The organism is Chromohalobacter canadensis, assembly GCF_034479555.1.
GTDB lineage: Bacteria > Pseudomonadota > Gammaproteobacteria > Pseudomonadales > Halomonadaceae > Chromohalobacter > Chromohalobacter canadensis.
This window is the reverse complement of record NZ_CP140151.1, coordinates 2124968-2150610: the sequence shown is the minus strand read 5'-3', so window position 1 is coordinate 2150610 and position 25643 is coordinate 2124968. Positions and strand designations below refer to the sequence as shown.

Sequence of the window (25643 nt, the reverse complement as noted above, 5' to 3'; positions counted from 1 at the left end):
CGCCGTGGAGCGCTACCCCGACATCGAGATCTATCTGGCCGACGCCGACATCGAGACCGTGCAACGCTGGCTCGCCAGGCACTTCGACGAACTACCCACGCTGGTCAAGCGCGGCAAGGCCAAATGGCAGGCACGGGCACGTCACGCCGACAGCGAGGTGCCGATCCTGTTGGTGACCCAGGCCGCCGATGGCTTCGCCAGTCTGTGGTTCGACAGTCCGCACACCCCCTGGCCGCGCGATGTGGACTGCGCACGTGATGCCGCGCGGGCACTCGGCTGCGAGGTGCGCTGCTCGTTGGGCGGGTGGCAGCCCGGCGACGAGCCGGACCGCTTCTGGCGCGTCTGCGCGGACGGCGAGGAAGGCGCTATCGACTGGCCGGACTCGGGACAATAGACGCCGCCGATTGGCGAGGCAGAGGCGCACACGTAGTCACCCACGTGAAACGCCCCGTCCGATGCAACCGGACGGGGCGTTATCATGCCTGCGTGGCAGGGTCTGCGGTCAGGAAATCACGGTCACATCATCGGCCTGCAGGCCACGTTCGTTTTCGATGACGTGATAGCGGACCTTCTGACCTTCCGCGAGTGTGCGATGTCCCTTGCCACGGATAGCGCGAAAATGCACGAACACGTCCTCGCCGCTATCGCGGGTGATAAAGCCGTACCCTTTGTTGACGTTGAACCACTTCACTTCGCCGATCTCGCGGTCGTCGTTTTCCAACTCGGCGAGATGTGCCAGCTGCCGCGACTGCGGGGCCAAGGCTTGCGTGCTCAGCGTTCCCAGCAACAGCAGCACGAACACGGCCAAGGCCGTGGCACTGTAGGCGATGGCGATGCCATCGGCTTCCAGCAGCAGGGAAAACTCCAGTACGCTACCGGTCAGCGTCACGAACAGCGCGATCAACAGTGGAGAAGGAATGGCCAACAGGACACTGATGAGACTACAACGTAGGAATATCTTACGATTCATGGACCTCGATATCTCTTGTTGTCCGATGGAAATGCTCCTTGGCGCCTGAGCGCGTGCAGAGCCGACATGGGTTGCGCAGTGACTACGCAACGTGATGAACACAACTTTTGAACGCAATGCTCTTGAACGCATTGCATAAGGTGCCAGAAATGAACGGTGACACACCGTCGAAAGATTCTAGCATGACCGAGGACGCCACGCGCGACCGCCTCGACGCGTTGGAGTCTCGGCTCGCCTATCAGGAAGACTGGCTGGACACACTCGACCACGCCCTGGCCGCGCAGGACCGTCGCGTGGCCCAGCTCGAACGCACCAATGACATGCTGCGCGAACGCCTGCGGAACCTGCGTCAAAGCGTCGATCATATGAGTGATGACGATGCCCCGACGCCTAGCGACGAGATTCCTCCACATTACTGAGCGACTGCCGCTTCGTCCATTGGTATATGAATCAAGCGTGCTGGGGCTTTTTCAGTAACAGAATCAACGGCGCCACTAACAGGTACAGCGCGCCCAGCCACAGGAAGATATCGTTGTAGGCCATGACCATGCTCTGCTCGAGCAGGGTCCGCGCCATCATCTCGACCGAGGCCGTCTGTGGGTCGCCGGTCGACGCCAGCAGCTGCTGATACTGCGCCTGGGTCGCGTTGACCACCTCGCGGCCTTGATCGATGGCGGGGATCAACTGATTCCAGTGGTAGTCCTCCCGCCAGTCGCGAATCGTATCCAGCAGCGCCAGGCCCACCGCCCCGCCAAGATTGCGCATCACGTTGAACAGACCGCTGGCATTGCCGACCTCGCTCGGCGGCAAGGTGCCGAAAGCGATGCGCGAGGTCGGGATCAAGCACATCACCAATCCCACGCCGCGCACCACCTGCGGCCAGAAGAACGTGTCGAAGCCCGATTCGGCGGTCAGGTTGGCATTCATTACCGTGCCGATACCGGTCAACAGCATACCCAGCAACAGCAAGGCACGCAGGTCGACCTTGTCCGAGGCCCGCCCCACTAGCGGCGCGGTCAAAAACATCGCCACCCCGGTCACGATCATGACCTCGCCGATCTGTAAGGCCGAATAGCCGCGCACGTTGCCCAGAAACAGCGGCAGCAAATACACCAGGCCGTACAAGCCGATCCCCACCACGAACCCTAGCCACGCCCCCACGGCGAAGTTGAGATTGACGAAGGCACGCAGATCGACGATGGGGTGACGGTGGCGTAGAGCGCGCCAGAAGAACCCCACCGAGGTGAGCGCGCAGACGATGGCGGCGATGAGGATCGTACGACTGGCGAACCAGTCATCGCCAGGGCCTTCTTCCAGCGAAAACTCCAGCGTGCCTAGAAACAGTGCCAAAAGCGCCAGGCCGATGAGATCGAGATGGCGCAGCGCCCGATGGTCGGGGCGATCAATGTCCAGAAGCCGCCACACCGCCAGCGACACCAGGACACCGGGCACGAGATTGGCGAGAAACAGCCAATGCCAGCTCGCGAACTCGGTGATATAACCGCCCACGGTGGGCCCGATCGACGGGGCCAAGGTCGCCACCAGGCCCATCACACCCTGCACCGTTCCCATCATGCGGCGCGGGAAGACGCTAAAGCTGATGGCATAGGCGATGGGGATCATCGCCCCACCCATGAAGCCCTGGATGGCCCGCAGCACGATCAGAGATTCAATGGAATTGGCCATGGCGCAGCCAAGGCTCGCCAGCGTGAAGCCCAAACACGAGGTCACGAGCGCGACTCGGGTGGAAAGAATCCGCGTCAGCATCCCCGACAGCGGGATCATGATGATCTCGGCGATCAGATAAGAGGTCTGAACCCAGGAGATCTCGTCGGCGCTGGCCGAGACCCCGGCCTGAATCTCATTGAGGGAACTGGCGACGATCTGGATGTCCAGAATCGCCATGAACATCCCGAACACCGCCGCCACGAAGGCCAGTTGGGTGCGTCGTGACGGGGCTTCCTGCGGGCCCGACGAGTCGGTTGCGGTCGCCTCGGCCATTTAATCGTCGTTCCCAGGGTCAAGGTCGCGCGTATCCACCGACGGCACCACCGAGAGGCCATCGCGCAAGCGCTCCAGGGCGTCCTCCGGGCCCGTCACACGAATACGCACCGGCACCCGCTGGACGATCTTGTTGAAGTTACCGGTGGCGTTATCCTGCGGCAACAGACTGAAACGCGAGCCCGTGGCAGGCGCCAGGCTATCGACGACGCCCTCGAACTCGGTATCGGGATAGGCATCGACATGCAACGACACCGACTGCCCCGCCCGCATGCGCGCGGTCTGGGTTTCCTTGTAATTGGCGATGACATAGGCCGAGCGAATCGGCACCAATTGCATCAAGGTCAACGACGGCTGGGCCAGCGTTCCGACCTCGACCGTCTTGTTGCCGACCACGCCATCCACCGGCGCCGTCAGACGCGTCTTGTCGAGTTGATGGCGTGCGTTATCGACATCGGCCCGGGCGGATTCTATGTTGGCCTCGGCACTGTCTCGCTCGGCCTCGAGCACCTTGAGCTGCTTGCGCGACGACGCCAGCGTGGCGCGCCGTGCCGCGAGCGTCGCTTCCGCGACCTGCACGGCTGCCTGATCGTCCTGGTACTCTTGTTGAGAGGCGTAGTTCTTTTCGGCCAGACGCTTCGAGCGTTCGAGATGCAAGCGTGCCTGTTCAAGATCCGCCTGCGCCGAGGTCACCTGGGCCTTGGCTTCGTCGATCGACGCGCGCTGCTGCTCGACCTGGCGATCGGCACTGACGGCATTTGCCTGGGCCACGGCCAGCGCAGCCTGGGTCTGCGCCAATTGGGCCTTGGCATCGCTGGGGTCGAGTTTCACCAGAACATCGCCGGCTTCGACTCGCTGGTTGTCGGACACCGCCACCGCGTCGACACGCCCACTGACCTCGGCTCGCACTGCAACACTATCGGCATGCACGTAAGCATTATCCGTCTCTTCGAAGAAACGGCCGGTCTGCCACCAATGTATCCCCCAAGCGAGGGCCGCCAGCACCAACACGACCAATGCCAGCGCCGTATAAAGTCGCTTCTTGATTTTCATATCTCGCGTTCACCGGACGATCTACAGAGGTCGTGCAGGATACACTAATTTGTCCAGAAGACGCTTGGGGCGCCACCCAGGCACTACTCATGTTCTCTCTTCTGTCCCCGCTTCGTCTCAACAACGAGGCATGGCTGATCGATACTTGCCTGGACACGTTCGCACCCTGCCATCTCCCATGGCAGCCTCAGTGCGCTTCGTCCCAGTTGTCGCCAGCGTTGGCTTCGACGGTCAGCGGTACGTCGAGCTTGGCGGCGCTTTCCATGCGCTGGCGGATGGCATCGGTGAAGGCGTCGACCTGGCTTTCCGCGACTTCGAAGACCAGTTCGTCGTGGACCTGCATCACCATCCAGGCGTCGAAGTCGCCCTCGCGTAGCCAGCGGTCGACGTCGATCATCGCCAGTTTGATGACATCGGCGGCGGTACCCTGCATCGGCGCGTTGATGGCGGTGCGCTCGGTGGCCTGACGCCGGGTCCGGTTCTGGGCGTTGATCTCAGGCAGATAGAGGCGACGGCCGAAGACCGTTTCGACATAACCATCGTCGGCGGCCTGAGCACGAATACGCTCCATGAAGCGTGCCACGCCGGGGTAACGGTCGAAGTAGCGGTCGATGTAGGTCTGCGCCTGATTGCGCTCGATATGCAACTGCCGCCCCAGCCCCCAGGCACTCATGCCGTAGATCAGACCGAAGTTGATAGCCTTGGCGCTGCGCCGTTGCTCGCCACTGACGGCGTCGAGCGCCACGCCGAACACCTCCGCCGCGGTGGCGGTGTGGATGTCGCGCCCCTCGGCGAAGGCCTCGAGCAACCCCTTGTCGCCGGAAAGATGCGCCATGATGCGCAACTCGATCTGCGAATAGTCGGCAGCGACGATGCGGTAGCCGGGGCGCGCGACGAAGGCCTGGCGGATCTTGCGGCCTTCTTCGGTACGGATGGGAATGTTCTGCAGGTTGGGATCGGACGAGGACAAACGCCCGGTGGCCGTCACGGCCTGATGATAGCTAGTGTGCAGGCGCCGCGTGGTGGGATTGACCAGTTGCGGCAGCTTATCGGTGTAGGTCGACTTCAACTTGGCGAAGCCGCGATGCTCGATGATCACCTTGGGCAACGGATAATCCAGCGCCAGTTCCTCGAGCACTGCCTCGGCGGTGCTGGGCGCGCCCTTGGGCGTCTTCTTGAGCACCGGAATCTTGAGTTCATCGAAGAGAATCTCGCCGAGTTGCTTGGGCGAGCCAAGGTTGAACTCACGGCCGGCCAGCTCATAGGCGCGGGTTTCCAGTTCGCGCAAGCGTTTATCCAGTGCGCGGCTCTGGGTATGCAGGCGCTCGGCGTCCAGCGCCACGCCGTTGCGTTCCATATGCGAGAGCACCGGTACCAACGGCAGCTCGATCTCGTCCAGCACCGCCGCCAGCTGGCCTTCACCGTCCACGCGTGGGCGCAATTCACGGTGCAGACGCAGGGTGATGTCGACATCTTCGCAGGCGTAGGGCGCAGCTTCTTCGAGTGCGACCTGATCGAAGGTCAACTGCTTGGCGCCCTTGCCGGCGATCTCCTCGAAGGAAATGGTCTTCTCGCCGAGATACTTGAGTGCCAGCGAGTCCATGTCGTGGCGCGTCGCCGTGGCGTTGAGCACATAGGACGCCAGCATGGTGTCCTCGAGCCGACCCGCGACTTCGATGTCATAACGCGCCAGCACGGAAATATCGTACTTGAGGTTCTGGCCGATCTTGGCCTTGGCGGCGTCTTCCCACAGCGGCTTGAGCGCATCCAGCACCGTGGCGCGATCAAGCTGGTCGGGCGCATCGATATAGCTGTGCGCCACCGGGATATAGGCCGCTTCGCCGGGCTCCAGTGACAGGCCGATGCCCACGATATCGGCCTCCATGTAGTTGAGGCTGGTGGTTTCCAGGTCGAAGCAAAAGATATCCGCCTCGCTCAGACGCGCGAGCCAGGCATCGAAGTCCTCGCGGGTGACGATGACGTGATCCGTCCGCACAGTCGCCTCGGTAGTGCTCGCCACAGGGCCCTGCGTGGCATCCACCGCATCGCCCGAGCGGACATCGTCGACGCCCTCATCACGCCCCTCGAGCAGCTCGTTCAGCCAGTTCTTGAACTCCAGCTCGGTGTATAGCGCCTTGAGCGCCTCGCGGTCGGGGTGCGCGATATCCAGATCGTCGAGCCCCACCGGTAGCTCGCAATCGGTCTTGATCGTCGCCAGTTGATAGGACAGGAAGGCCTGATCGCGATTGGCGTCGAGTTTCTTGCCCAGCGTCTTGGCGCCGCGAAAGTCCAGGGTCTTGATACGCTCGAGATCGGCGTAAAGGGTCTCGAGTCCGCCTTGCATGCCTTGCAGCAAGCCGAGTGCGGTCTTCTCGCCGACACCCGGTACGCCGGGGATGTTGTCGACCTTGTCGCCCATCAACGCCAGGTAGTCGATGATCAGCGACGGGGGAATCCCGAACTTATCCTCGACGCCGCCCGTATCGAGCGTCTCGCCCTTCATGGTGTTGACCAGCGTGATGTGGGCATTGACGAGCTGCGCCATGTCCTTGTCGCCGGTGGAAATCACCGCGTCGCGTCCCGCCTCGGTGGCCTGGCGCGCCAAGGTGCCGATCACGTCGTCGGCCTCGACGCCCTCGATGCACAAAAGGGGCAGGCCCAGCGCACGAATGCACTCGTGCAACGGTTCGACCTGAGGCCTCAGATCGTCAGGCATCGGCGGGCGGTGCGCCTTGTACTCGGCATAGATCTCGTCGCGGAAGGTCTTGCCCTTGGCGTCGAAGACCACCGCCATGGGGCTTTGTGGATACTGCTTGAGCAGGCTCTTGAGCATGTTGAGCACGCCCTTCACCGCGCCGGTGGGATTGCCTTTGGACGTGGTCAGCGGCGGCAAGGCGTGAAAAGCCCGATACAAGTACGACGAGCCGTCGACGAGAACGATGGGGGGCGTGTTGGCCATGGCATCAGCATCCATTGGAAATTCGCGATGCTGCCATGATACGCAAGGCATTGCGCAGCGTCAGGCGAAACCCGCTTCGCATGCGCCGAACCCGCATGATGTGGGATAATGGCCTTTCATTACCTCATGGGCTCAAGGCGCAATACCCCCGTGTTTGCCCCGCCAGCCGAGGAGATCGTCATGCAGCGTCTACCTATTGTTCTCTGCCTGGGGCTCGGCCTCATTATCGGCGCCAGCGCGTCGCTTGCCGTCGCTCAGCCGTCCCCGGATATCACCGTGCGCCAGGACGACAACCGCACACTCAAGGAATACCGCGTCAACGGCGAGCTCTATGCCATCGAGGTCGTGCCCCGGCAAGGCGCCAGCTACTTCCTCTACGACGACGACGGCGACGGCAACTTCGAACGCCGCGATGCCACACGCGTCGAGCTGCCCGACTGGGTCTCCGGCGGCGAATGATGTTGCCTGCCGCACATCATCGACCTCACGCATGGCGGTAGGACTGCCCGCGACAAGCCGCTACAATGCGCGCTTGGCAACCCGGGCGAGAGACACATGGCCGTATTCACTCCTTTGACCGAGACCCAGGTCGAACGCTTTCTCGAGCGTTTCGCTATCGGCACGTTGACCACGCTGGAAGGCGTGCCCAGCGGTACGGAGAACTCCACCTTCTTCGTCACCACCGACCAAGGGCGCTTCGTGCTCACCCTGTTCGAGCAGGGTGAAAGCGACGAGCTGCCCTTCTTCGTGGCGTTGCTCGACTATCTCGACGAACACCGGTTGCCTGTCGCAGGGCCCGTTCACGATCGTGATGGCGTCGCCCTGCAAGAGCTCGCCGAGCGTCCGGCGCTGCTGTTCCCGCGCCTTCCAGGGCGTCATCCCGAATCACCGACGCTCGCCCAGTGCCGCGAACTCGGCGATGCCCTGGGACGCATGCACAAGGTCTCGCAGCGCTTCGAGGGCCAGCGCCCCAACCCCCGCGACCTGCACTGGCTGGCCAGCGCGCAACACAAGGTCATGAGCTACCTATCCGAGGCCGATCAGCGCTTGATGGGCGACGAGATCGACGCCTATCAGGGCATTTTCGGCGATGCCTCGCACCTGCCCCAAGGGGCGATTCATGGCGACCTGTTTCGCGACAACACCCTCTTCGACGGCGACCGGCTGGGCGGCATCATCGACTTCTACAACGGCTGCACCGGCGATCTGCTCTTCGACCTGGCCATCGTCGTCAACGACTGGACCAGCACCGCCGACGGCAACTTCGACGATGCTCGCTACACGGCGCTCCTCGGCGCTTACCAAGCGCGCCGTCCGCTGACCGAAACCGAACAGTCGCTGTGGCCGGTGATGCTGCGCATGACGGCATTGCGCTACTGGCTCTCGCGACTGCTGGTCGTCTATGTCGACCCGCCCGCGCACGACCTCACGCCCAAGGACCCCAGCCAGTACCGCCATATGCTCTTAAAGCGCCTCGAGCACGGCGCCCCGCCCCTGCCTTCCGCCAGCCCAAGCCCGTCACACACGCTGTAAGCTTTTTTTAAGAAACGCGGCATAGGCTGGAAGCGTCATTGATGGCGGAGCACGACGCTCCGCCCTGGACGGGAGCACCTCATGCCCACCTTCACGCACGTCGTCACGACCGTACGGCCCTTTCGCATCGTCTCTGCCACCCAGCATCGCTACCTGCGTTACGGCTGCGCATCGCTGGCCCTGGCACTCACAGCCCTGGCCTGGCAATCCCAAGGCACGGTGCCCGCCCTGATGCTCACCTTCGGCCTGGGCAGCGCGCTACTGGGTGATGCCCTGCAGCGCACCGGCCCGCTTTCCGAGCGCCTGGATGCCGCCTTCGGCGAGGCGCTAACGCATCTCGGCATGGCCAGTGCCGCCACTCTCGGAGTGCTGTTTCTTCTGCGCTAAACGCCCCGGCGCCTCTTTGCAGCCCCGCACGCGAGCGGCATAATGCCAGCCCGTTCGTTCACCGGGCCGCACCGGCCCGTCCAGGAGTGCGCCATGACCTCGCCCGCCGATCAGGCCCGCCGCACCTACAACATCGATCAGTGGGGTAGCGGCTACTTCGACGTCGACGACGCCGGCCATGCCGTCGTGTGCCCGCTGGGCGGCAACGCCGACGGCCCTGCCCTGCCGCTCAGTGCCCTGGTCGACGAGTTGCGCCGCGCGGGTTTGCGTCTGCCGGTGCTGGTGCGTTTCACCGACATCCTCCATGATCGCGTCGAGCAACTTTGCGCCGCCTTCGATACCGCCATGCAGGATGAAACCTACACCGGCGGCTACACCGCCGTGTATCCCATCAAGGTCAATCAGCAGCGTCGCGTGGTGGAAGAAATGCTCGCCACCCAGGCACGCGGCCATGGACGGGTAGGTTTGGAGGCAGGCAGCAAGCCGGAGCTTCTCGCGGTGCTGGCGCTCTCGGGGGATGGGCCCTCGCTGATCGTCTGCAATGGCTACAAGGACCGCGAGTACGTGCGTCTGGCGCTGATGGGCGAGAAGCTCGGCCATCGCGTCTACCTGGTGGTCGAGAAACATTCCGAACTCACGCTGATCCTCGAGGAAGCTGCGCGCCTGCAGGTCGCGCCGCGCATCGGCCTACGCGCACGACTAGCCTCGGTGGGCAAGGGCAAGTGGCAGAACTCAGGCGGCGAGAAGTCCAAGTTCGGGCTCACCGCCAGCCAGATCCTCGACGTGGTCGAGCGCCTGCGCAGCGCCGATGCCCTGGCCAGCCTGCAACTGGTGCATTTCCATCTCGGCTCACAGATCGCCAACATCCGCGACATCCAGCGCGGCCTGCGTGAATGCGCCCGCGTCTATCAAAGCCTGCGCGCCCTGGGCGCCCCGGTGGATACCGTCGACGTCGGCGGTGGCCTGGGCATCGACTACGAAGGCACCCGTTCGCGGAGTTTCTGCTCGATCAACTATTCGATGCATGAATATGCCAGCAACGTGGTGTGGGCCTTCCGTCAGGTCTGCGACGCTGAAGGCTTACCGCATCCGCATCTGATTTCCGAATCGGGGCGCGCCCTGACCGCACATCACGCGGTGCTGATTACCAACGTCATCGGCGAGGAACGCTTGAGCGAGGAAGCGCCCACGCAACGCCTCGGCGGCGATGCCGAGCTCGACGAGTTGTGGCGCGTACACGCCAAGCTGGACACCACGCAGGAACCGCGCGGCCTCGCCGAGGCCTACCATGACCTGGCGCAGGCCATTGGCGAACTGCAGGATCGCTTCGTGCTGGGCCTGGCGAGCCTCGACGCGCGCGCCGAGGGCGAGACGGTCTACTTCGCCGCCTGCCGACGCCTGAGCGCACAGCTCGATCCGCGCAACCGCGCCCATCGCGAAATCGCCGATGAGCTCGCCGAGAAGCTCGCCGACAAGTTGTTCGTCAACTTCTCGCTGTTCCAGTCGGTGCCCGACGTCTGGGGCATCAACCAGGTCTTCCCGGTGCTGCCGCTCACTGGCCTGGACCGACCGCCCACACGGCGCGGCGTGATCCAGGACATCACCTGTGACAGCGACGGGCGCATCGACTGCTACGTCGACGGCCAGGGTCTGGAAGCGACGCTACCGCTGCCCGAATGGCAGGATGGCGAGGACAAGCTGCTGGGGCTGTTTCTGGTGGGCGCCTATCAGGAGATCCTCGGCGACCTGCACAACTTGTTCGGCGACACCGACGCCGTGGACGCCACGCTGGACGCTAACGGCCAATGGCAGCTCAGCAATCACCAGCAGGGCGATACCGTCGCCGACGTGCTGCGTTACGTGAACTTCGATGCCGACGAACTCAGCCAGCGTCTATCGCGCCAGCTCAAAAACAGCGCGCTGAGCGATGCCCAGCGCGACGACTTCATGCGCGATCTCGCCGCCGGCCTGGAAGGCTACACCTATCTGGAGTGAGCGTGACGCCGCCCGCAGATCACCGCGTCTGCGTGGACGCCTCCAGCCCGAACGAGCCCCACAGCGACAGCTGAGCATTGCGGGGTAAGGGCCCGACCCCCGCGGGCGTGCCGGTGAGCACCACATCGCCGGGCTGCAGCGTGAAGTGCCGCGACATCTCGGCCAGCAGCTCGGGGATGGCGAACAGCATGTCGCGCGTCTCGCCGGTCTGGCGGCGCTCGCCGTCGATCTCCAGCGTGAAGCGCAACGCCGCCCAGTCGGGCACCTCATCCAACGCCACGAACGGCGACAGCGGGCAGGCACCGTCGAAAGCCTTGGCGACTTCCCAGGGGTGGCCTTTTTCCTTCAATTGCGACTGCACGTCGCGCAGCGTCAAATCCAGCGCCAGCCCGAGGCCCGCGACCGCTTGCTGCGCGACCTCTGCACTCGCCCCGCACAGACGCTTGCCGATCAATAGCGCCAATTCCGTCTCGAAATGCACCTCGCCACGCGTGAATTGCTCGGAGATGTCACGTGCCATGGGCACCGCGCTGGTGGCAGGCTTGATAAACAACAGCGGCGCGCTGGGCACCGGATTGTCGAGTTCGCGGGCATGCTCAGCGTAGTTGCGCCCCACGCAGACGATCTTGCCCAGCATATGGGGGAAAACGCCGCCATCGGCCAGGCGGGTCACGAAGGGTTGGGCGGACATGCAGACTCCTCAAAAACGATAAAGCGCCGCGGCGCGAAGACTCGAGTCTAACGCGACCGCCGACGCGTCACACGGTGCCTCGCTCGGCCGTCGCGCTGGGCCGCTCACCGAAACGTGCCTGGTAGACGCGCGAGAAGTGTGCCAAATGCATGAAGCCGCTGGTCAAGGCGGCCTCGGTCACCCGGCAGCGACTATCGGCGAGCAAGCGCCGCGCATAGTCGAGACGCATGCCTAAATAGCACTGCTTGGGCGTCTCACCGAAATGTGCCATGAACAGGCGCGTCAACTGGCGCTGGGACTGGCCGATCAGGCGACATATCTCGGGAATCGACAAGACCTGATCGAGGTGGGTTTCCATCACCGCCAGCGCGCGCACCACGCTGCGCGGCAAATCTTCCAGGGTACGCGCCGCGCCGGCTTTCCAGGCCTCCTCCTCGGAAACGCGCTGGTGCACGAGCTGACGTCCGACGGCATTGGCCAGCGCCGGTCCGTAATCGTGTTCGATCCATTGCAGCATCATGTCGATGCCCGCCGCGCCGCCGGAGCCGGTCAAGCGCTGCCCGGCGAATTCGAAGCGCGCTTCGCTGACGCGGATATGCGGAAACTCCGCACGGAAGGCCGGCACGCTCTCCCAATGCAGCGCCACGCGATGCTGGTCGAGCAATCCTGCCCGGGCGAGGATGAACGGCCCGGTATCGAGCCCACCGACACGCCCGCCATGTGCCGCGACGTGGCGCAGCACCGCACGCTCGGCGCCGGTCACGCTGACTTCTGCCTCGTACGAGGAAATCACCATCAGCAAATCGCCGAGGGCGTGCTCTGCCAGAGCACCCTCGACTTCGATGCGCACACCGTTGCTAGCCACGACCGCTTCGCCATCCGCCGAGAGCAACCGCCAAGCGAACAGCTCGCGACCAAAGCGGTTGGCCACGCGTAACGGCTCGAGCAGGCAAAAAAGCGTCAACATCGAGAAGTTGGGCACCAGCCAGACGTTCACGGTATGCGCCGCGTCGCCGGGCTTGGGAACCGGGGGTTGCTCGGGACGGGGATAGGGCCAATCGGTTTGGGTATGCTCACTCATGGCTAAAATCGTCTATTAAATGGCGAATTAGTGCAAATCCCGTTCGATCAATCCGCCTAGGGTAGGGAAACGCCTTGGCACATACGCCGGGGCAGTCGACCCCATGCCAGCAGTGGAGAGCATCGTTCATGTCCATTTCCGCCGACGTCGAACTCCAGGACGAAGGGCGCCGTCTCATTCTGCACGCCGCCGGCCAGCGGCATGAATTCGCCGCCCTCTGGTTGCGTGAGCGAGCGCCGGACGCGACCACGCTCGATACCCGCACCGGGCAGCGCTTGATCGAAGCCTCCCAACTGTCGCTGACATTGCACGTCGAATCGGCGAGTTTCGACGCGCAGACCCTGCACGTGTGCTTCAGCGATGGTCACGTTACCGCCTACGCGCTAGATGAGTTGCTCGCCGCCGCAGCGCCCGACAGTGCGGGCGTCGCGCCCGGACTCAGCTTATGGGACGCCGAGCTCGAGACGCTGCCCCAAGCCACCTTCGACGCGGCGCTCGAGGACGACGGCGCCCTACTGGCGATGCTCGAAGACTTGCACCGCTACGGCTTCGTCAAGGTCAGCGGCGTACCCTGCGAGGAGGACGGCATGCAGCCGTTGATCGACCGCATCGGCCCGCTACGCCGCACCAACTGGGGTGGCATCGCCGACGTCAAATCGGTGGCCAACGCATACGATCTGACCATGACGCAACGCGGGCTCGAGCCGCACACCGACAATCCCTATCGTGATCCGATTCCCGGCTACATCTGGCTGCATTGTCTGAGCAACGCCGCCGCCGGGGGCGACAGCACGCTCACCGACGGCTTCATGGCGGCGCAGCGTCTCAAGGCCGAAGCGCCCGAAGATTTCGACTGCCTGGCGCGTCTCTCGACGCAGTTTCGCTATACCGACGCCACCACCGACCTGGAAAGCGAAGGTCCGCTGATCGAACTCGATAGCCAAGGGCGACTGGCGCGCGTGCGCTACTCCAACCGCACCGAACGCATCGCGGCCCACGACGCGGCGCTGCTTGAGCGTTACTACGCCGCGCGTCAACGCTTCTATCGCTTGATCACCGACGAGGCGCTGACCGTGCATCTCAAGCTCGGTCCAGGCGACATGCTGATCATGGACAATTATCGGCTGCTGCATGGCCGCACCGCGTACCAGCTCGAGGGGGGCGTACGTCACCTGCGCCAGGGCTATGTCGACCGCGACAGCACCGCCAGCCGGCGACGCGTTCTCGGCGCCCAGCTCGCCGGCAGTGCCAATGACGCCGCACCGCGATCCGCCCAAGGAGTCACCTCATGAACCAGGCGACCTTCACCCGTTTCGATGAAAGCACCCGCGGCGACTGGGCATTGATCGACGCGCATTTCCAGCACTACCAGAACGATGCCAGCCGACGCGTGCTCGCGCACCTGTTGCGCCTCAAGGGCGATACCCACGGCTACCCGGTCGACCGCTACGAACATTGCCTGCAAACCGCCACCCGCGCACTGGAGGCCGGTGCCGACGAGGAAACCGTGGTCTGCGCCCTGCTCCATGACATCGGCGATGACCTGGCCCCCGCCAATCATGCGGAAATTGCCGCAGCGATTCTCGAACCCTTCATCGATCCGCTCAATGTGTGGATGATTCGTCATCACGAGCTGTTTCAGGGCTATCACTACCGCGCCTTCTACGGCTTGGATCCTCACGCTCGCGAGGCCTATCGCGATCATCCCGCCTACGCGCGCACCGTGCGCTTCTGCGATGAGTGGGACCAGTGCGCCTTCGACCCCAACTACCCCACTCGCCCCCTCGAGGATTTCATGCCCATGGTCGAGCGTGTCATGTCACGTCCGCCGTTTGGCGAAACCACCAGCGTCGAGGACCCGGCATGACCCAGTGCGCCCATCGCCTTCTCGAGCTGCTCGTCGCTCACGGCATCGAGACCGTCTTCGGCATCCCCGGCGTGCATACCGTCGAGCTGTATCGCGGTCTGCCCGACAGCGGTCTGCGCCACGTGACGCCGCGCCACGAGCAAGGGGCCGGCTTCATGGCCGACGGTTACGCCCGCGCGACCGGCAAGCCGGCCGCCTGCTTCATCATCAGCGGCCCGGGCATGACCAACATCGCCACCGCCATGGGCCAGGCACTCGCCGACTCGGTGCCCATGCTGGTGATCTCCAGCGTCAATCGGCGCGACACCCTGGGTCGTGGCCAGGGCCGCCTGCACGAACTGCCCGATCAGCAACACACCCTGTCGGGGGTCAGCGTGTTCAGCCATACCCTGCAGACGCCCGAGGCCCTGCCCGAGGTGCTGGGACGCGCCTTTGCCGTCTTCAAGAGCGCCCGCCCCGGCCCCGTGCACATCGAAATCCCGCTCGACGTGATGGCCTTGCCCGCGCCCGAGACCCGGCCGCGCATCGCCGAGGTCTTTCCGCCGACGGCTCCCGATGCCGCACTGGCCTGGGCCGCCGACTGGCTCGCCGACGCCGAACGTCCTCTGGTGCTGCTGGGGGGCGGCTGCGTCGCTGCCGGCGACGCGGTACGCACCCTGGTCGAACGCCTCGACGCTCCCGCCATGACCACCATCAACGCCAAGGGCGTGCTGGGATGCGATCACCCGCTCGACCTCGGCGCCTGCGCGAGCCTCCCCGCCGGCCGCGAACTCGCCCGCCACGCCGATGTGGTGCTGGCGCTGGGCACCGAACTCGGTGAGACTGACTACGACCTGACCTTCGATGGCGGCTTCCACCTCGACGGCCGGCTGATCCGCGTGGATATCGACGCGCAGCAGCTGGCGCGCAACCAGGCCGCCGATCTCGCCCTGCTGGCCGACGTCGGAGAAGTGGCCCTGGGATTGCTCGAACGCCTGCCCCATCAGGCCACGCGCGAGGGCGCCGCCCGCGTCGCCGACACCCGGGCGGCACTGGCACTGCGTGACGCCGAGGATGTCGCGCCCTACGCCGATTTCCTCGACACCCTGCGCGAGGCGTTGCCCAACGCCACCATCGTCGGCGATTCCACCGGCCCGGTGTATGCCGGTAATTTCATCACCGAGATGCCCGCACCACGCCGTTGGTTCAATTCCGCCACCGGCTACGGCACGCTCGGCTACGGCCTGCCCGCTGCGCTGGGCGCGGCCCTGGGCGTGCCCGAGCGACCGGTGATCGCGCTGGTCGGAGACGGCGGGCTGATGTTCACCCTCGGCGAACTTGCCACCGCGCGCGATAGCGGCGTTCCCCTGGCGATCGTGATCTGGAATAACGCCGGCTATGGCGAGATTCGTCGTTACATGGACGCCCAGGACGTTCCGCGTCTCGGCGTCGACCTGCCCGCACCGGACTTCGTGACACTGGCCAAGTCGCTCGACTGTTACGGCGTGCGGGTCTCGACGCCCGCCGCGCTGCACCAGGCGCTGCAGGCCTCGCGCCAGGCACCGGGCCCCACTCTGATCGACGTCGAGGCCCACCAATGGTCCGCTTGAATTCATCGTATTCACCAGGAGAGATCATGCGACGCACCACCACGCGGCTGATGGCCGCCCTTGCCCTGCTGCCTTTGGTAGCTCACGCCAATGCCGCCACCGACGAGGCCACTCAGGTCTCCTTCGTCGCTCCGCCGTGGCCCGGCGTCACGGTCAAGACCGAAATCATGGCGCAGATCCTGGCCCCGCTAGGCTATACCAACGAGCGCCAGGAGCTCAGCAGCACGGTGGGCTACAAGACCTTGCAAACCGGCGACAGCGACGTTTTTCTCGCCGGCTGGCTCCCCGCCCAGCAGGACAGCTTCGACGCCGCGATGGACGACGGCACTATCGTCGACCTGGGCAACAACGTCACCGGCGCGCGCATGGGCTTCGCGGTCCCCGGCTACGTGTATGATGCCGGCGTGACCAGCGCCGAGCAGCTCGACGACCCCGAGAACCGCGAACGTTTCGACGGGCGCTACTATTCCATCGAATCCGGCTCGACGGTCAGCGACTTCATCAACGACGCCAAACGCAACGACACCTACGGCCTGGGCGACTGGGAAATGCTGGAGTCCTCGACACCAGGAATGCTCAGCGCCGTGCGCAGCGCCTACGACGAAAAGCGCTGGGTCGCCTTCTACGGCTGGACGCCGCACTGGATGGTGCCGGAATTCGACATGCATATCCTCGACGATCCTGAAGGCATCTATGGCGAGAACCAGGGCCGCAGCGACGTGCGCACCATCGTCGCCAAGTCCTTCAGCGAGGCCAACCCCAACCTCATGCGCCTGCTCGACCAATTCGTGCTGACCGCCGAGCAACAAAGCGACTTCATTCGCGAATACGGCCTGGAAGAGCGCGAGCTCGAGACGGTGGCTCACGAGTGGTTGCAAAACCATCCTGACGAGTTGGCCGAGTTCCTCGAAGGCGTCACCACGCGTGACGGCGAACCGGGCCTGGAAGCGGTCAAGGCTAGCCTATAACCGCACCGACGACGCTAACGAGGAAGCTGCATGCACTATTCCCGACTGACCCAGCGCATCGCCGGTGAAGGCGCCGCCGCTTGGGACATCCACTACCGCGCCCTGGCGCGTCAGGCCGCGGGCGAGGACGTGATCATCCTCTCGGTGGGCGATCCGGATTTCACCACGCCGACGCCGATCGTCGACAGCGCGGTCGATAGCCTGCGCGCTGGCGCCACGCACTATGCCGATGTACAGGGCAAGGTGCGGCTTCGCGAGCTGATCGCTCGCCAGCACCGCCAAACCGGCGGCGCGCCGGAGACCCAGGCCGATAATATCGCGGTCATGGCCGGTGCGCAGTGCGGCCTGTATGCGGTGGCGCAATGCGTGCTCGACCCCGGCGACGAAGTGATCGTGCCCGAGCCGATGTACGTGACCTACGAGGCGGCGCTGCAAGCCGCGGGGGCGACCCTGGTGCGCGTGCCGTTGCGTGCGGCGAACGACTTTCAGCCCGACCCCGCGGAGTTTGCCGCCGCGGTCACGCCGCGCACCCGAGCGCTGCTGCTCAACAGCCCGCACAACCCCACCGGCCAGGTGCTGAGTCGCGACCACTGGGCGGCGCTGGCCGCGTTATGCCGCGAGCACGACCTGTGGCTGCTCTCCGACGAGGTCTATGCCGAGTTGATCCACGATGGCGAACATCTCTCGCCGGATAGCCTCCCCGGCATGCGTGAGCGCACCGCCATCGTCAGCAGCCTGTCCAAATCGCATGCCATGACCGGCTGGCGTCTGGGCTGGGTGATCGGGCCAGCGCCCTTGATCCAGCACCTGACTCACCTGGCGCTGTGCATGCTCTATGGCAGCCCCGATTTCATCCAGGATGCCGCCTGCGAGGCCCTGGCCCATCCGCCCGCCGCACTCGACGAGATGCGCCAGGCCTACCGAACGCGCCGTGACACCGTGCTCGAGGTGCTCGCCGACGACGATACCGTCGAGGCGCTGCGCCCCGCGGCCGGCATGTTCATGATGGTCGACATTCGCCGCACCGGGCTGTCGGCACAGGCCTTCGCCGACCGCTTGCTCGACACCCAGGGCGTCTCGGTGCTCGCCGGGGACGCCTTCGGCCCGTCGGCGTCCGGCTTCGTGCGCTTGAGCTTGACGGTGGACGCCGAACGCCTGCGCGAGGCCTGTCGGCGCCTTTCGCGTTGCGCCGCCGAATGCCGCGCGACAGCCGAAGCATGACCGTACGCGCGGTCCGGTGACAGTACCCGGGCCGCCATCTTTCCACTCATTGCAGGAGGGGTATGGCTAATCACAATAACCTGGCCATCGAGGCCCGCCACCTGGTCAAGCGCTACGCCGAGCTAGAGGTCATCAAGGACGTCTCGCTCGACGTGCGCGAAGGCCACGTGGCCTCGATCATCGGCTCCAGTGGCTCCGGCAAGAGCACCTTGCTGCGCTGCATGAACCTTCTCGAAACGCCCGACAGCGGCGACCTGACCATCGCTGGCGAGTCGCTGGCGTTTTCACACGCTCACCACCACCGATCCGACCGGCGCCAACTACAACGCCTGCGCATGCGGGTCAGCATGGTCTTTCAGCAATTCAATCTATGGCCACATTTGAGCGTGCTCGGCAACGTCATCGAGGCCCCCATGCGCGTGCGCGGCTTGAACAAGCGCGACGCCACGTCACTCGGTGAGCATTACCTGGCGCGGGTCGGCATGAGCGACAAGCGCGATCAGTATCCCGCCTACCTCTCCGGCGGACAGCAACAGCGTGTGGCCATCGCCCGGGCCCTGGCCATGGAGCCACGCGTGCTGCTGTTCGACGAGCCCACCTCGGCGCTCGACCCGGAGCTCGTCGGCGATGTGCTCGCGGTCATTCAAAGCCTCGCCGAGGAAGGCCGCACCATGCTGCTGGTCACGCACGAGATGGGCTTCGCGCGCGACGTCTCGCACCAGGTGGCGTTCTTGCACCAAGGCTGCGTCGAGGAAATCGGCACGCCGCATCATGTCTTCGAGAACGCGACCAGCGAGCGCTGCCGTCAGTTCGTCTCGAGCGTGGCCTGAGCCTTTCACGTGGCGCCACCCAAGGCGCCATATCATCCCGGGCCACACCGGCCCGATACAACAACGATGGGGAACCATGATGATCAAGCAACTGAAAGCGACCTTGATGCAGACAGCGGGCATTGTCCTGCTGGCCCTGGGCGCGACCTCGGCGATGGCGGACGAACCGCTCAAGATCGGCATCTCCGCGGAGCCCTACCCGCCGTTCACCTACAAGGATGCCGATGGCAGTTGGACCGGCTTCGAGGTCGAGCTGGGCCAGGCGATCTGCGCGCAGATGGACGCCGCCTGCGAAATAACCCCGACGGGCTGGAGCGGGATCTTCCCGGCCCTCAACAGCGGCAAGATCGACATGATCATGAATTCGCTGTCGATCACCGAGAAGCGCAAGCGGGTCATCGCCTTCAGCGACCCGTACTACTTCACACCCTCGGCGTATGTCACCGCCAAGGCCAACGACATGCAAATTCCCGACGACCTGAACGGCAAGATCCTCGGCGTTCAGGGCTCGACCACCAATGCCACCTTCGCGCGTCGCTCGCTGGCCGACACCGGGGTCGAGCTCAAGGTCTACGATCAGCAGGAACAGGCCAACCGCGACCTGCTCGCCGGACGCGTCGGTGTCATTCTGGCCGACGAGATCGCCATGACGGAATTCGTCGAGCGCGATGCTGCGCAAGACTTCGAGGTCCGCGCCACCGCACCGCGTGACGATGCCTTCGGCGACGGCGTGGGCATCGGCCTGCGACAGGAAGACGACGCCCTACGCGACAATCTCAACGCCGCGATCGCCAGCGTGCTCGACAGCGGTCGCTGCGCCGAGCTCTCCCAGCAGTACTTCGGTACCGACATCTGCGGCGGTTAATCCGCCTCGCGATCCTCCGGCCGGGCATGCCCGGCCGGTCCCGTTCCGATACTGCGAGATTCGACCATGCCAAGCGATCATAGCGATGGCCTGCTGGAATGGCTCGGCCCGATCCTGCAAGGCGCTCTGGTAACCCTGGAAATCGCCTTGCTGGCTTATGCCATCGGGCTCGGCCTCGGGCTCATTGGCGCCACCGCGCGACTCAGCCCCTGGCGCCCTCTGCGCGCCCTGGGCACGGCGTATTCCACGCTGGTCCGCGCCATTCCCGAATTACTGTTGATCATCCTGCTGTATTACGCCGGCAGCCAGGCGCTCAACGCCTTGCTCGCCGAATTCGGCGGCGATACGCACATCGAGATTAGCGGCTTCGTCACCGCCGTGGGTGTGCTCGCCTTCGTGCAGGGCGCCTACATGACCGAAGTATTCCGTGGTGCCATCCAGGCAATCCCCAAAGGGCAGCTGGAAGCCGCCGATGCCTATGGCTTTTCGCGCCTAACACGTTTTTACCGCATCGTGCTCCCTGGCATGCTGCCCAACGCCCTGCCCGGGATGTCCAACCTGTGGCTGATCCTGGTCAAGGACACCGCGTTGATCAGCGTGATCGGCTTCGAAGAATTGTTCTTCACCGCTCAGCAGGCGGCCGCCAGCACACGCGACTATGCCCTGTTCTACGCGCTCGCCGGGGCGCTGTACCTGGTCATGACGCTGGGTTCCAACGCCTTGTTCGCCCGCGCGGAGCGTTACGTCCGCCGCGGCCAACCCAGCACCTAGGAGCACCCAGACATGGACTTTTCCTGGCTGAGCGATCCGTTCTATCAAAAGGCCCTGTGGACCGGCTTCGTCAACACCCTGTGGCTGGTCGCCGTGTCGGCCGTCTGCGGTTTCGCGCTGGCGGTGGTGTTCGCTGTGACCCGCCTGCGCGGCCCCCGCCCGCTGGCGATGCTGGTCACCGGCCTGACCACGGTGGTACGCGGCACGCCCTTGCTCGTGCAATTGTTCTTTTTCTACGACGGGGTCGGGCGCCTGCTGCCGGAAATTCCCGGCGTGCAGGAAAGCCTGATCTGGCCGTTGCTGCGGGACCCGTTCTTCTATGGCGCGCTGACATTTACGCTGAGCGTCGGCGCCTACACGGGCGAAGTTCTGCGCGGCGCGCTATTGAGCGTACCCGAGGGTGAACTGGCCGCAGGGCGCGCCTTCGGCCTGAACCGTTGGCAGATTCTCTACCGGCTGTGGCTGCCGCGCGCCATCCAGATGTGCTTGCCCACGCTGACCGGTGAGCTGGTCCTGCTGCTCAAGTCGGTGCCGCTGGTCTCGACCATCGCGCTGATGGACCTGCTCAAGGCCGCTAACATGGTGCGCGACGAAACCTTTCTGGTCTACGAACCGCTTTTACTCATCGCCGGCATCTACCTGGCCCTGACCCTGGTACTCACCAGCGTGATGCGCCTCATAGAGCATCGCTTCCCCGGCGCTCGCCCCGCCGCTCCCAAACGCCGACGCCTGCTGCCCGGCTAGCCGCCGCGCGGAACAGCGCTCAGTGCGAGCTCGATCGCATCATGGCGCCAGTATTCGTCGTCGCAGTCGACCACGCGCCCGTTCTGGTCGCGGTTGATTCGCGTGATCCGCTGGGCCGCCGTGCCCGGCGTCGCATGCAGCGCCTCTCCCGCCGGACCTCCGAAGATCGTGGAGCCCAGTTCGTAATCGACTCGCGCAATGCGAATCGCGTATTCGTGACGATAGAGTGCGGTCAGTGAGTGCTGCGCCAGATCGAAATCCAGAATGCCGGGAAAGCAGTCAGGGCGCAGATGATGCTCGACGTAAAGCACCCGGCGACCATCGATGGCCCTCACCCGCACGATGCGCTGCACCGCACTGCCTTCACTCAGCCACAACCGACGTGCGATGTGCAGTGGGGCAGGCACCGTACTCGCCGAGAGCAGCAGCGTGCTGGCCTGGCGCTGCTGCGATTCGACCATGTCGTGAAAGGCCAACCCCGCCAGCAGATCGTAGTGAAGCCGCGATGGTGCGATAAACCAGCCGCGCCGATTTTCGCGATAGATTCGTCCTTCGCCTTCCAATTGAGTCAACGCGTCGCGCAGCGTGATTCGGGTCGTCGAGAACCGCGCAATCATTTCTCGTTCGGCGGGTAACCTGCACGGCCGTTTGCGGTTATTACCCAGTGAGTCGATCAGGGCGAGCAGGGCGTCGCGCAGACGATGCCAGGTCGGCGTCGAGACGCTGCCGGGAGTGCTGTGGTGACATTCGAGGGCGATTGGCTGGGTACGGGGTGCAGACATCGACTATCCATGGCCAGTTGGTCTAGATCAAAAACTGCCTGCAATCTAAGCGCTTCGCGTGTCCATCGTATGACACGCCCCCGCCGGCATCGTCACCGTACTGTTATGACACTGACACGCCTTAGTCACATGCCGCTCTTAATCTGACTTTCCAGCGCTGTTGGACTAGACCAACACGTTGCCCCTGACCTGCTTCCATGCCCCGATCCGTTTTCAATATGAGGAGTGCTGCCTTGAAATCGCCCCGTTTCCCACTCGCTAGCCTGCCGCTGGCCGTGCTTGCCAGTCTTGCGCTGTTTACCGGTACCGCCAACGCAGCACAGCCCAACATGGATGACTTGATCGCGGCCGCCCAGCAGGAAGGTCGCGTCGACAGCCTCGGCATGCCCGATAGCTGGGCCAATTGGAAAGATACCTGGGCCGACCTGAAAGAAGAGTATGGCCTGGAACATTCCGACACCGACATGAGTTCCGCCGAGGAAATCGCCAAGTTCCGTGCTGAAGGCGAGAACGCCAGCGCCGACATCGGCGATGTGGGCATTGCCTTCGGGCCGATTGCCGTCGAGCAGGGTGTGACCCAGCCGTACAAGCCGTCCCACTGGGACCAGATTCCCGACTGGGCGAAAGACGAAGACGGCCACTGGGCGCTCGCCTACACCGGTACCATCGCCATGATCATCAACAAGGATCTAGTGCCCGAAGACGAGCGCCCCCACGCGTTCGCCGACCTGCTCGAGGGTGACTACAGCGTTGCTGTCGGCCCGGTGGGCTCCGGTGCGCAGAACAACGCCGCCGTACTGGCCGCCGCTTACGCACGCGGTGGCGACGAGAGCGATTTGCAACCCGGTCTGGAGCTCTTCGGCGACCTAGCCGAACAGGGCCGACTGTCGCTGACTGATCTGACCATCGCCGCACTGGAGAAAGGCGAGATCGAAGTCGGCCTGCTATGGGACTTCAACGCCCTGAACTATCGCGACCAGATCGACCGCGACCGGTTCGAGGTGTCGATCCCGTCGGATGCCTCGGTCGTCTCCGGCTATACCACGATCATCAACAAGTACGCACCGCATCCGGACGCCGCCAAGCTGGCCCGCGAATACATCTTCTCCGATGCCGGTCAGGCCAATCTGGCCAAGGGCTATGCGCGACCGATCCGGGCCGAACACCTCGACTTTGATGACGCCACCGCCGCCAAGCTGCTGCCCGACAGTGAGTACGCCAATGCGCGCCCCATCGAAGATTTCGAGGCCTGGGAGCAGACGTCGCGCCAACTGCCGCAGCTCTGGCAGTCCGAAGTCCTCACGCGTCAGCACTGATCTCAAGCCCTCGCCTCGGGCGATGCTCCTTCAGCGCTGATTAGGCCGAAACCCGTGCTGCCTCCCTCCCGGAGGCGGCCTGGAGTCGTCACATGTCCCAACGCATCATCTTGGTCGTTCTCGACGGCCTTAACCATGCCGTCGGCCACCACGCCATGGGGTATCTCAATGCGCTGTGCGAAGCCGGCCGCGCCACCTATCACTCGCTAGACTGCGAGCTGCCCGCCATGTCGCGGCCACTCTACGAATGTTTGCTGACCGGACGTCGTCCGGTAGATTCCGGCGTGGTCCATAACGAGGTCGTGCGCCGCTCTCACGAAGTCAGCCTATTCGATCTTGCCGTCGGACAGGGCCGAAGAACCGCAGCGGCAGCCTATCACTGGGTCAGTGAGCTGTATCTCGAGGCGCCGTTCGATCGCACACGTCACCGCTTTCACCAAAACGAGAAGAGTGCCATTCAGGCCGGGCTTTTCTACTGGCGCGATCATTATCCCGACGATCACCTGTTCAGCGATGCCGAGATGATGCGTCAACTGCAGGGCCCGGACTTCCTGCTGGTCCACAGCATGAACATCGACGATTCCGGCCATCGCCACGGTGCGGATTCAGCGCAATATCGCAACGCGGCCCGTCACGCCGACGTGGCACTTGCCGATTACCTGCCACGCTGGCGGGAGGCCGGCTACCAGATCGTGGTCACCGCCGACCACGGCATGAATGCCGACCGCTCGCACTCGGGCACACTGCCCGAAGAGCGCCATGTTCCGCTGTGGACGCTGGGTGAGGGATTTACCAATCAGCGCCTCGACGGCCTGCGCCAGACCGAACTCTGCGGCACGCTCGCCACGCTGATGGGGCTCAAGCATACCAAGGCGTACCATGAGGCATTGCTTGCCCCTGAGATACTCGAACGCCCTGACGTACAGACAGCGCATATCGCACCGCACGATCATGAGGGCATCGAGCAATGACCGCGCGACGGTTCATCTCGCCGGCCATCCTGTGCATGGTGCCGTTTTTCGTCGTGTTCGCCGCGTTTCAGCTGGCGCCGCTGGTGTTCGTGGCGATCAACGCCTTTCGCGTCGGCGACGGCTGGGGCCTGGCGCATTTTCAGGAAATCATCGCCTCGGCGTTCTACCGCCAGGCAATGTGGCGCACGCTTGAAATCGCCATCGTTTCGAGCCTCGCGGGCATCGTGATCGCCGTGCTCACCTGCTACAGCCTGACCCGCCTCGGGGGACGCTGGCGCCGCCTGCTGATCGCGTTTACCAACATGGCCAGCAACTTCGCCGGTGTGCCACTGGCGTTCGCCTTCATCATCCTGCTGGGTGCCAACGGCGCGCTGACGCTGGCATTACAACGTGTCGGGCTGTTCGAGGATTTCTCCCTCTACTCCCGCTCCGGCCTGATGATCATCTACACCTGGTTTCAGGTGCCGCTGGGGGTGTTGCTGTTATTGCCCGCCTTCGGCACGTTGCGTGCGGAGTGGCGCGAGTCGGCCAGCCTTCTAGGTGCCAGGCGCCACGACTACTGGCGTTACATCGGCCTCCCAGTGCTCTGGCCAAGCATCGCGGGCACGCTGACCATTCTGCTGGCCAACGCCGTGGGCACCTACGCTACGGTTTTTGCACTGGTCGGCAACAACTACAACCTGATGACCATTCGCATCGCCAACCTTGTCGCGGGCGACCTCTTCCTGCAGCCGGAGCTTGCCAGTGCTCTTTCGCTGCTGCTGGTCGGGCTGCTAGCAACGATCACACTGATTCAACAGCGCCTGCTACGCCGGAGCCATCATGTCACTGATCACTGAGTCCCTGGCCATGCCAGCCTGGGCCAGACCTACAGCATCGCCAGCACACCGTTTGCGCCTACACACTTGGATCGCCATTCCCGTCTTCACGCTGCTGGCCCTGCCACTACTGGCCACGCTGCTCTACGCCGTTTCCACCCGCTGGGGCGCCACGCTGCTACCGGATGGACTGACGCTGGAGTGACTGGCCCGACTGTGGTCGACGCCGCG

At 64.3% G+C, this 25643-nt stretch carries 26 protein-coding genes; 19 read left to right on the top strand and 7 right to left on the bottom strand.

Annotated features, from left to right (window positions below; genetic code table 11):
• The first annotated feature begins 4 nt into the window (after positions 1 to 4).
• Positions 5 to 394: a hypothetical protein gene (locus SR908_RS10305; RefSeq protein ID WP_246922519.1), complete on the top strand. Its 390-nt coding sequence runs from the start codon at positions 5 to 7 to the stop codon at positions 392 to 394.
• Between the two features lie 108 nt (positions 395 to 502).
• Here the strand turns inward: SR908_RS10305 and SR908_RS10300 are convergent, their stop codons facing one another.
• Positions 503 to 970: a cold-shock protein gene (locus tag SR908_RS10300; RefSeq protein ID WP_040239538.1), complete on the bottom strand. Its 468-nt coding sequence runs from the start codon at positions 968 to 970 to the stop codon at positions 503 to 505.
• 182 nt (positions 971 to 1152) lie between these two features.
• On the opposite strand from SR908_RS10300, the gene SR908_RS10295 reads away from it, so the two are divergent.
• Positions 1153 to 1389 carry a SlyX family protein gene (locus tag SR908_RS10295; RefSeq protein ID WP_246922521.1) on the top strand — a complete coding sequence of 79 codons (237 nt, stop codon included), beginning with the start codon at positions 1153 to 1155 and terminating at the stop codon, positions 1387 to 1389.
• Positions 1390 to 1420: 31 nt separating this feature from the next.
• Here SR908_RS10295 and SR908_RS10290 read toward each other — a convergent pair whose 3' ends face one another.
• The 3 genes from SR908_RS10290 to polA form a co-directional block, all read right to left on the bottom strand.
• Positions 1421 to 2971: a DHA2 family efflux MFS transporter permease subunit gene (locus SR908_RS10290; protein ID WP_075367969.1), complete on the bottom strand. Its 1551-nt coding sequence runs from the start codon at positions 2969 to 2971 to the stop codon at positions 1421 to 1423.
• A complete protein-coding gene (locus tag SR908_RS10285) occupies positions 2972 to 4024 on the bottom strand; it encodes an HlyD family secretion protein (protein WP_246922523.1) in 1053 nt (350 codons plus the stop codon).
• A gap of 187 nt (positions 4025 to 4211) precedes the next feature.
• A complete protein-coding gene (gene polA / locus SR908_RS10280) occupies positions 4212 to 6983 on the bottom strand; it encodes a DNA polymerase I (protein ID WP_246922525.1) in 2772 nt (923 codons plus the stop codon).
• Between the two features lie 180 nt (positions 6984 to 7163).
• Between polA and SR908_RS10275 the strand changes: the two genes are divergently transcribed.
• From SR908_RS10275 to speA, 4 genes are all read left to right on the top strand, one after another.
• On the top strand, positions 7164 to 7442 hold the full coding sequence (locus SR908_RS10275; protein ID WP_246922527.1) for a DUF2782 domain-containing protein: 279 nt from the start codon (positions 7164 to 7166) through the stop codon (positions 7440 to 7442).
• Between the two features lie 96 nt (positions 7443 to 7538).
• Positions 7539 to 8516, top strand: coding sequence for a homoserine kinase (locus tag SR908_RS10270; protein WP_097023440.1), 978 nt, complete (start codon positions 7539 to 7541; stop codon positions 8514 to 8516).
• Between the two features lie 81 nt (positions 8517 to 8597).
• Complete coding sequence (locus SR908_RS10265; RefSeq protein ID WP_246922529.1) at positions 8598 to 8903, top strand: hypothetical protein; 306 nt, start codon at positions 8598 to 8600, stop codon at positions 8901 to 8903.
• A gap of 93 nt (positions 8904 to 8996) precedes the next feature.
• Positions 8997 to 10898 carry a biosynthetic arginine decarboxylase gene (gene speA, locus SR908_RS10260; protein ID WP_246922531.1) on the top strand — a complete coding sequence of 634 codons (1902 nt, stop codon included), beginning with the start codon at positions 8997 to 8999 and terminating at the stop codon, positions 10896 to 10898.
• 19 nt (positions 10899 to 10917) lie between these two features.
• Here the strand turns inward: speA and SR908_RS10255 are convergent, their stop codons facing one another.
• Both SR908_RS10255 and SR908_RS10250 read right to left on the bottom strand, forming a co-directional pair.
• Complete coding sequence (locus SR908_RS10255) at positions 10918 to 11589, bottom strand: fumarylacetoacetate hydrolase family protein (RefSeq protein WP_246922533.1); 672 nt, start codon at positions 11587 to 11589, stop codon at positions 10918 to 10920.
• A 67-nt stretch (positions 11590 to 11656) separates the two neighbouring features.
• Positions 11657 to 12670: a GlxA family transcriptional regulator gene (locus SR908_RS10250; RefSeq protein WP_246922535.1), complete on the bottom strand. Its 1014-nt coding sequence runs from the start codon at positions 12668 to 12670 to the stop codon at positions 11657 to 11659.
• Between the two features lie 128 nt (positions 12671 to 12798).
• Between SR908_RS10250 and tmpA the strand changes: the two genes are divergently transcribed.
• The 9 genes from tmpA to SR908_RS10205 all read left to right on the top strand — a co-directional run bounded on the left by tmpA (position 12799) and on the right by SR908_RS10205 (position 21525).
• A complete protein-coding gene (tmpA, locus tag SR908_RS10245; protein ID WP_246922537.1) occupies positions 12799 to 13962 on the top strand; it encodes a 2-trimethylaminoethylphosphonate dioxygenase in 1164 nt (387 codons plus the stop codon).
• Positions 13959 to 14537 carry an HD domain-containing protein gene (locus tag SR908_RS10240; RefSeq protein WP_246922540.1) on the top strand — a complete coding sequence of 193 codons (579 nt, stop codon included), beginning with the start codon at positions 13959 to 13961 and terminating at the stop codon, positions 14535 to 14537. The genes tmpA and SR908_RS10240 overlap by 4 nt, the downstream gene beginning before the upstream one ends.
• The gene (locus SR908_RS10235; protein ID WP_246922542.1) at positions 14534 to 16126 is read left to right on the top strand and encodes a 5-guanidino-2-oxopentanoate decarboxylase; all 1593 of its coding nucleotides are present in this window, start codon (positions 14534 to 14536) and stop codon (positions 16124 to 16126) included. The genes SR908_RS10240 and SR908_RS10235 overlap by 4 nt, the downstream gene beginning before the upstream one ends.
• Positions 16127 to 16152: 26 nt before the next feature.
• Complete coding sequence (locus SR908_RS10230) at positions 16153 to 17094, top strand: ABC transporter substrate-binding protein (RefSeq protein WP_246922544.1); 942 nt, start codon at positions 16153 to 16155, stop codon at positions 17092 to 17094.
• Between the two features lie 30 nt (positions 17095 to 17124).
• A complete protein-coding gene (locus tag SR908_RS10225; protein WP_246922546.1) occupies positions 17125 to 18315 on the top strand; it encodes a pyridoxal phosphate-dependent aminotransferase in 1191 nt (396 codons plus the stop codon).
• A gap of 62 nt (positions 18316 to 18377) precedes the next feature.
• Positions 18378 to 19145: an ATP-binding cassette domain-containing protein gene (locus SR908_RS10220; RefSeq protein WP_246922549.1), complete on the top strand. Its 768-nt coding sequence runs from the start codon at positions 18378 to 18380 to the stop codon at positions 19143 to 19145.
• 76 nt (positions 19146 to 19221) lie between these two features.
• A complete protein-coding gene (locus tag SR908_RS10215; RefSeq protein ID WP_246922551.1) occupies positions 19222 to 20010 on the top strand; it encodes a transporter substrate-binding domain-containing protein in 789 nt (262 codons plus the stop codon).
• A gap of 66 nt (positions 20011 to 20076) precedes the next feature.
• Positions 20077 to 20781 carry an ABC transporter permease gene (locus SR908_RS10210; RefSeq protein ID WP_246922554.1) on the top strand — a complete coding sequence of 235 codons (705 nt, stop codon included), beginning with the start codon at positions 20077 to 20079 and terminating at the stop codon, positions 20779 to 20781.
• Positions 20782 to 20793: 12 nt separating this feature from the next.
• Positions 20794 to 21525 carry an ABC transporter permease gene (locus tag SR908_RS10205; RefSeq protein ID WP_246922557.1) on the top strand — a complete coding sequence of 244 codons (732 nt, stop codon included), beginning with the start codon at positions 20794 to 20796 and terminating at the stop codon, positions 21523 to 21525.
• Here SR908_RS10205 and SR908_RS10200 read toward each other — a convergent pair.
• Complete coding sequence (locus SR908_RS10200) at positions 21522 to 22307, bottom strand: UTRA domain-containing protein (protein ID WP_246922560.1); 786 nt, start codon at positions 22305 to 22307, stop codon at positions 21522 to 21524. The genes SR908_RS10205 and SR908_RS10200 overlap by 4 nt on opposite strands.
• Positions 22308 to 22540: 233 nt before the next feature.
• Between SR908_RS10200 and SR908_RS10195 the strand changes: the two genes are divergently transcribed.
• From SR908_RS10195 to SR908_RS10180, 4 genes are all read left to right on the top strand, one after another.
• Positions 22541 to 23623, top strand: a complete 1083-nt coding sequence (locus tag SR908_RS10195; RefSeq protein ID WP_246922562.1) for an ABC transporter substrate-binding protein — start codon at positions 22541 to 22543, stop codon at positions 23621 to 23623.
• A gap of 92 nt (positions 23624 to 23715) precedes the next feature.
• Positions 23716 to 24594 (top strand): alkaline phosphatase family protein, encoded by an 879-nt coding sequence (locus tag SR908_RS10190; RefSeq protein WP_246922566.1) that lies wholly within the window; start codon positions 23716 to 23718, stop codon positions 24592 to 24594.
• Positions 24591 to 25433, top strand: coding sequence for an ABC transporter permease (locus tag SR908_RS10185; protein ID WP_246922570.1), 843 nt, complete (start codon positions 24591 to 24593; stop codon positions 25431 to 25433). The genes SR908_RS10190 and SR908_RS10185 overlap by 4 nt, the downstream gene beginning before the upstream one ends.
• Complete coding sequence (locus SR908_RS10180; RefSeq protein WP_246922573.1) at positions 25417 to 25617, top strand: hypothetical protein; 201 nt, start codon at positions 25417 to 25419, stop codon at positions 25615 to 25617. The genes SR908_RS10185 and SR908_RS10180 overlap by 17 nt, the downstream gene beginning before the upstream one ends.
• Positions 25618 to 25643 lie beyond the last annotated feature (26 nt).

Coding starts and splice junctions, on each gene's coding strand:
- SR908_RS10300 (WP_040239538.1), bottom strand. CDS start 970: ATGAATCGTAAGATATTCCTACGTTGTAGTCTCATCAGTGTCCTGTTG.
- SR908_RS10295 (WP_246922521.1), top strand. CDS start 1,153: ATGACCGAGGACGCCACGCGCGACCGCCTCGACGCGTTGGAGTCTCGG.
- SR908_RS10290 (WP_075367969.1), bottom strand. CDS start 2,971: ATGGCCGAGGCGACCGCAACCGACTCGTCGGGCCCGCAGGAAGCCCCG.
- SR908_RS10285 (WP_246922523.1), bottom strand. CDS start 4,024: ATGAAAATCAAGAAGCGACTTTATACGGCGCTGGCATTGGTCGTGTTG.
- polA (WP_246922525.1), bottom strand. CDS start 6,983: ATGGCCAACACGCCCCCCATCGTTCTCGTCGACGGCTCGTCGTACTTG.
- SR908_RS10275 (WP_246922527.1), top strand. CDS start 7,164: ATGCAGCGTCTACCTATTGTTCTCTGCCTGGGGCTCGGCCTCATTATC.
- SR908_RS10270 (WP_097023440.1), top strand. CDS start 7,539: ATGGCCGTATTCACTCCTTTGACCGAGACCCAGGTCGAACGCTTTCTC.
- SR908_RS10265 (WP_246922529.1), top strand. CDS start 8,598: ATGCCCACCTTCACGCACGTCGTCACGACCGTACGGCCCTTTCGCATC.
- speA (WP_246922531.1), top strand. CDS start 8,997: ATGACCTCGCCCGCCGATCAGGCCCGCCGCACCTACAACATCGATCAG.
- SR908_RS10255 (WP_246922533.1), bottom strand. CDS start 11,589: ATGTCCGCCCAACCCTTCGTGACCCGCCTGGCCGATGGCGGCGTTTTC.
- SR908_RS10250 (WP_246922535.1), bottom strand. CDS start 12,670: ATGAGTGAGCATACCCAAACCGATTGGCCCTATCCCCGTCCCGAGCAA.
- tmpA (WP_246922537.1), top strand. CDS start 12,799: ATGTCCATTTCCGCCGACGTCGAACTCCAGGACGAAGGGCGCCGTCTC.
- SR908_RS10240 (WP_246922540.1), top strand. CDS start 13,959: ATGAACCAGGCGACCTTCACCCGTTTCGATGAAAGCACCCGCGGCGAC.
- SR908_RS10235 (WP_246922542.1), top strand. CDS start 14,534: ATGACCCAGTGCGCCCATCGCCTTCTCGAGCTGCTCGTCGCTCACGGC.
- SR908_RS10230 (WP_246922544.1), top strand. CDS start 16,153: ATGCGACGCACCACCACGCGGCTGATGGCCGCCCTTGCCCTGCTGCCT.
- SR908_RS10225 (WP_246922546.1), top strand. CDS start 17,125: ATGCACTATTCCCGACTGACCCAGCGCATCGCCGGTGAAGGCGCCGCC.
- SR908_RS10220 (WP_246922549.1), top strand. CDS start 18,378: ATGGCTAATCACAATAACCTGGCCATCGAGGCCCGCCACCTGGTCAAG.
- SR908_RS10215 (WP_246922551.1), top strand. CDS start 19,222: ATGATGATCAAGCAACTGAAAGCGACCTTGATGCAGACAGCGGGCATT.
- SR908_RS10210 (WP_246922554.1), top strand. CDS start 20,077: ATGCCAAGCGATCATAGCGATGGCCTGCTGGAATGGCTCGGCCCGATC.
- SR908_RS10205 (WP_246922557.1), top strand. CDS start 20,794: ATGGACTTTTCCTGGCTGAGCGATCCGTTCTATCAAAAGGCCCTGTGG.
- SR908_RS10200 (WP_246922560.1), bottom strand. CDS start 22,307: ATGTCTGCACCCCGTACCCAGCCAATCGCCCTCGAATGTCACCACAGC.
- SR908_RS10190 (WP_246922566.1), top strand. CDS start 23,716: ATGTCCCAACGCATCATCTTGGTCGTTCTCGACGGCCTTAACCATGCC.
- SR908_RS10185 (WP_246922570.1), top strand. CDS start 24,591: ATGACCGCGCGACGGTTCATCTCGCCGGCCATCCTGTGCATGGTGCCG.
- SR908_RS10180 (WP_246922573.1), top strand. CDS start 25,417: ATGTCACTGATCACTGAGTCCCTGGCCATGCCAGCCTGGGCCAGACCT.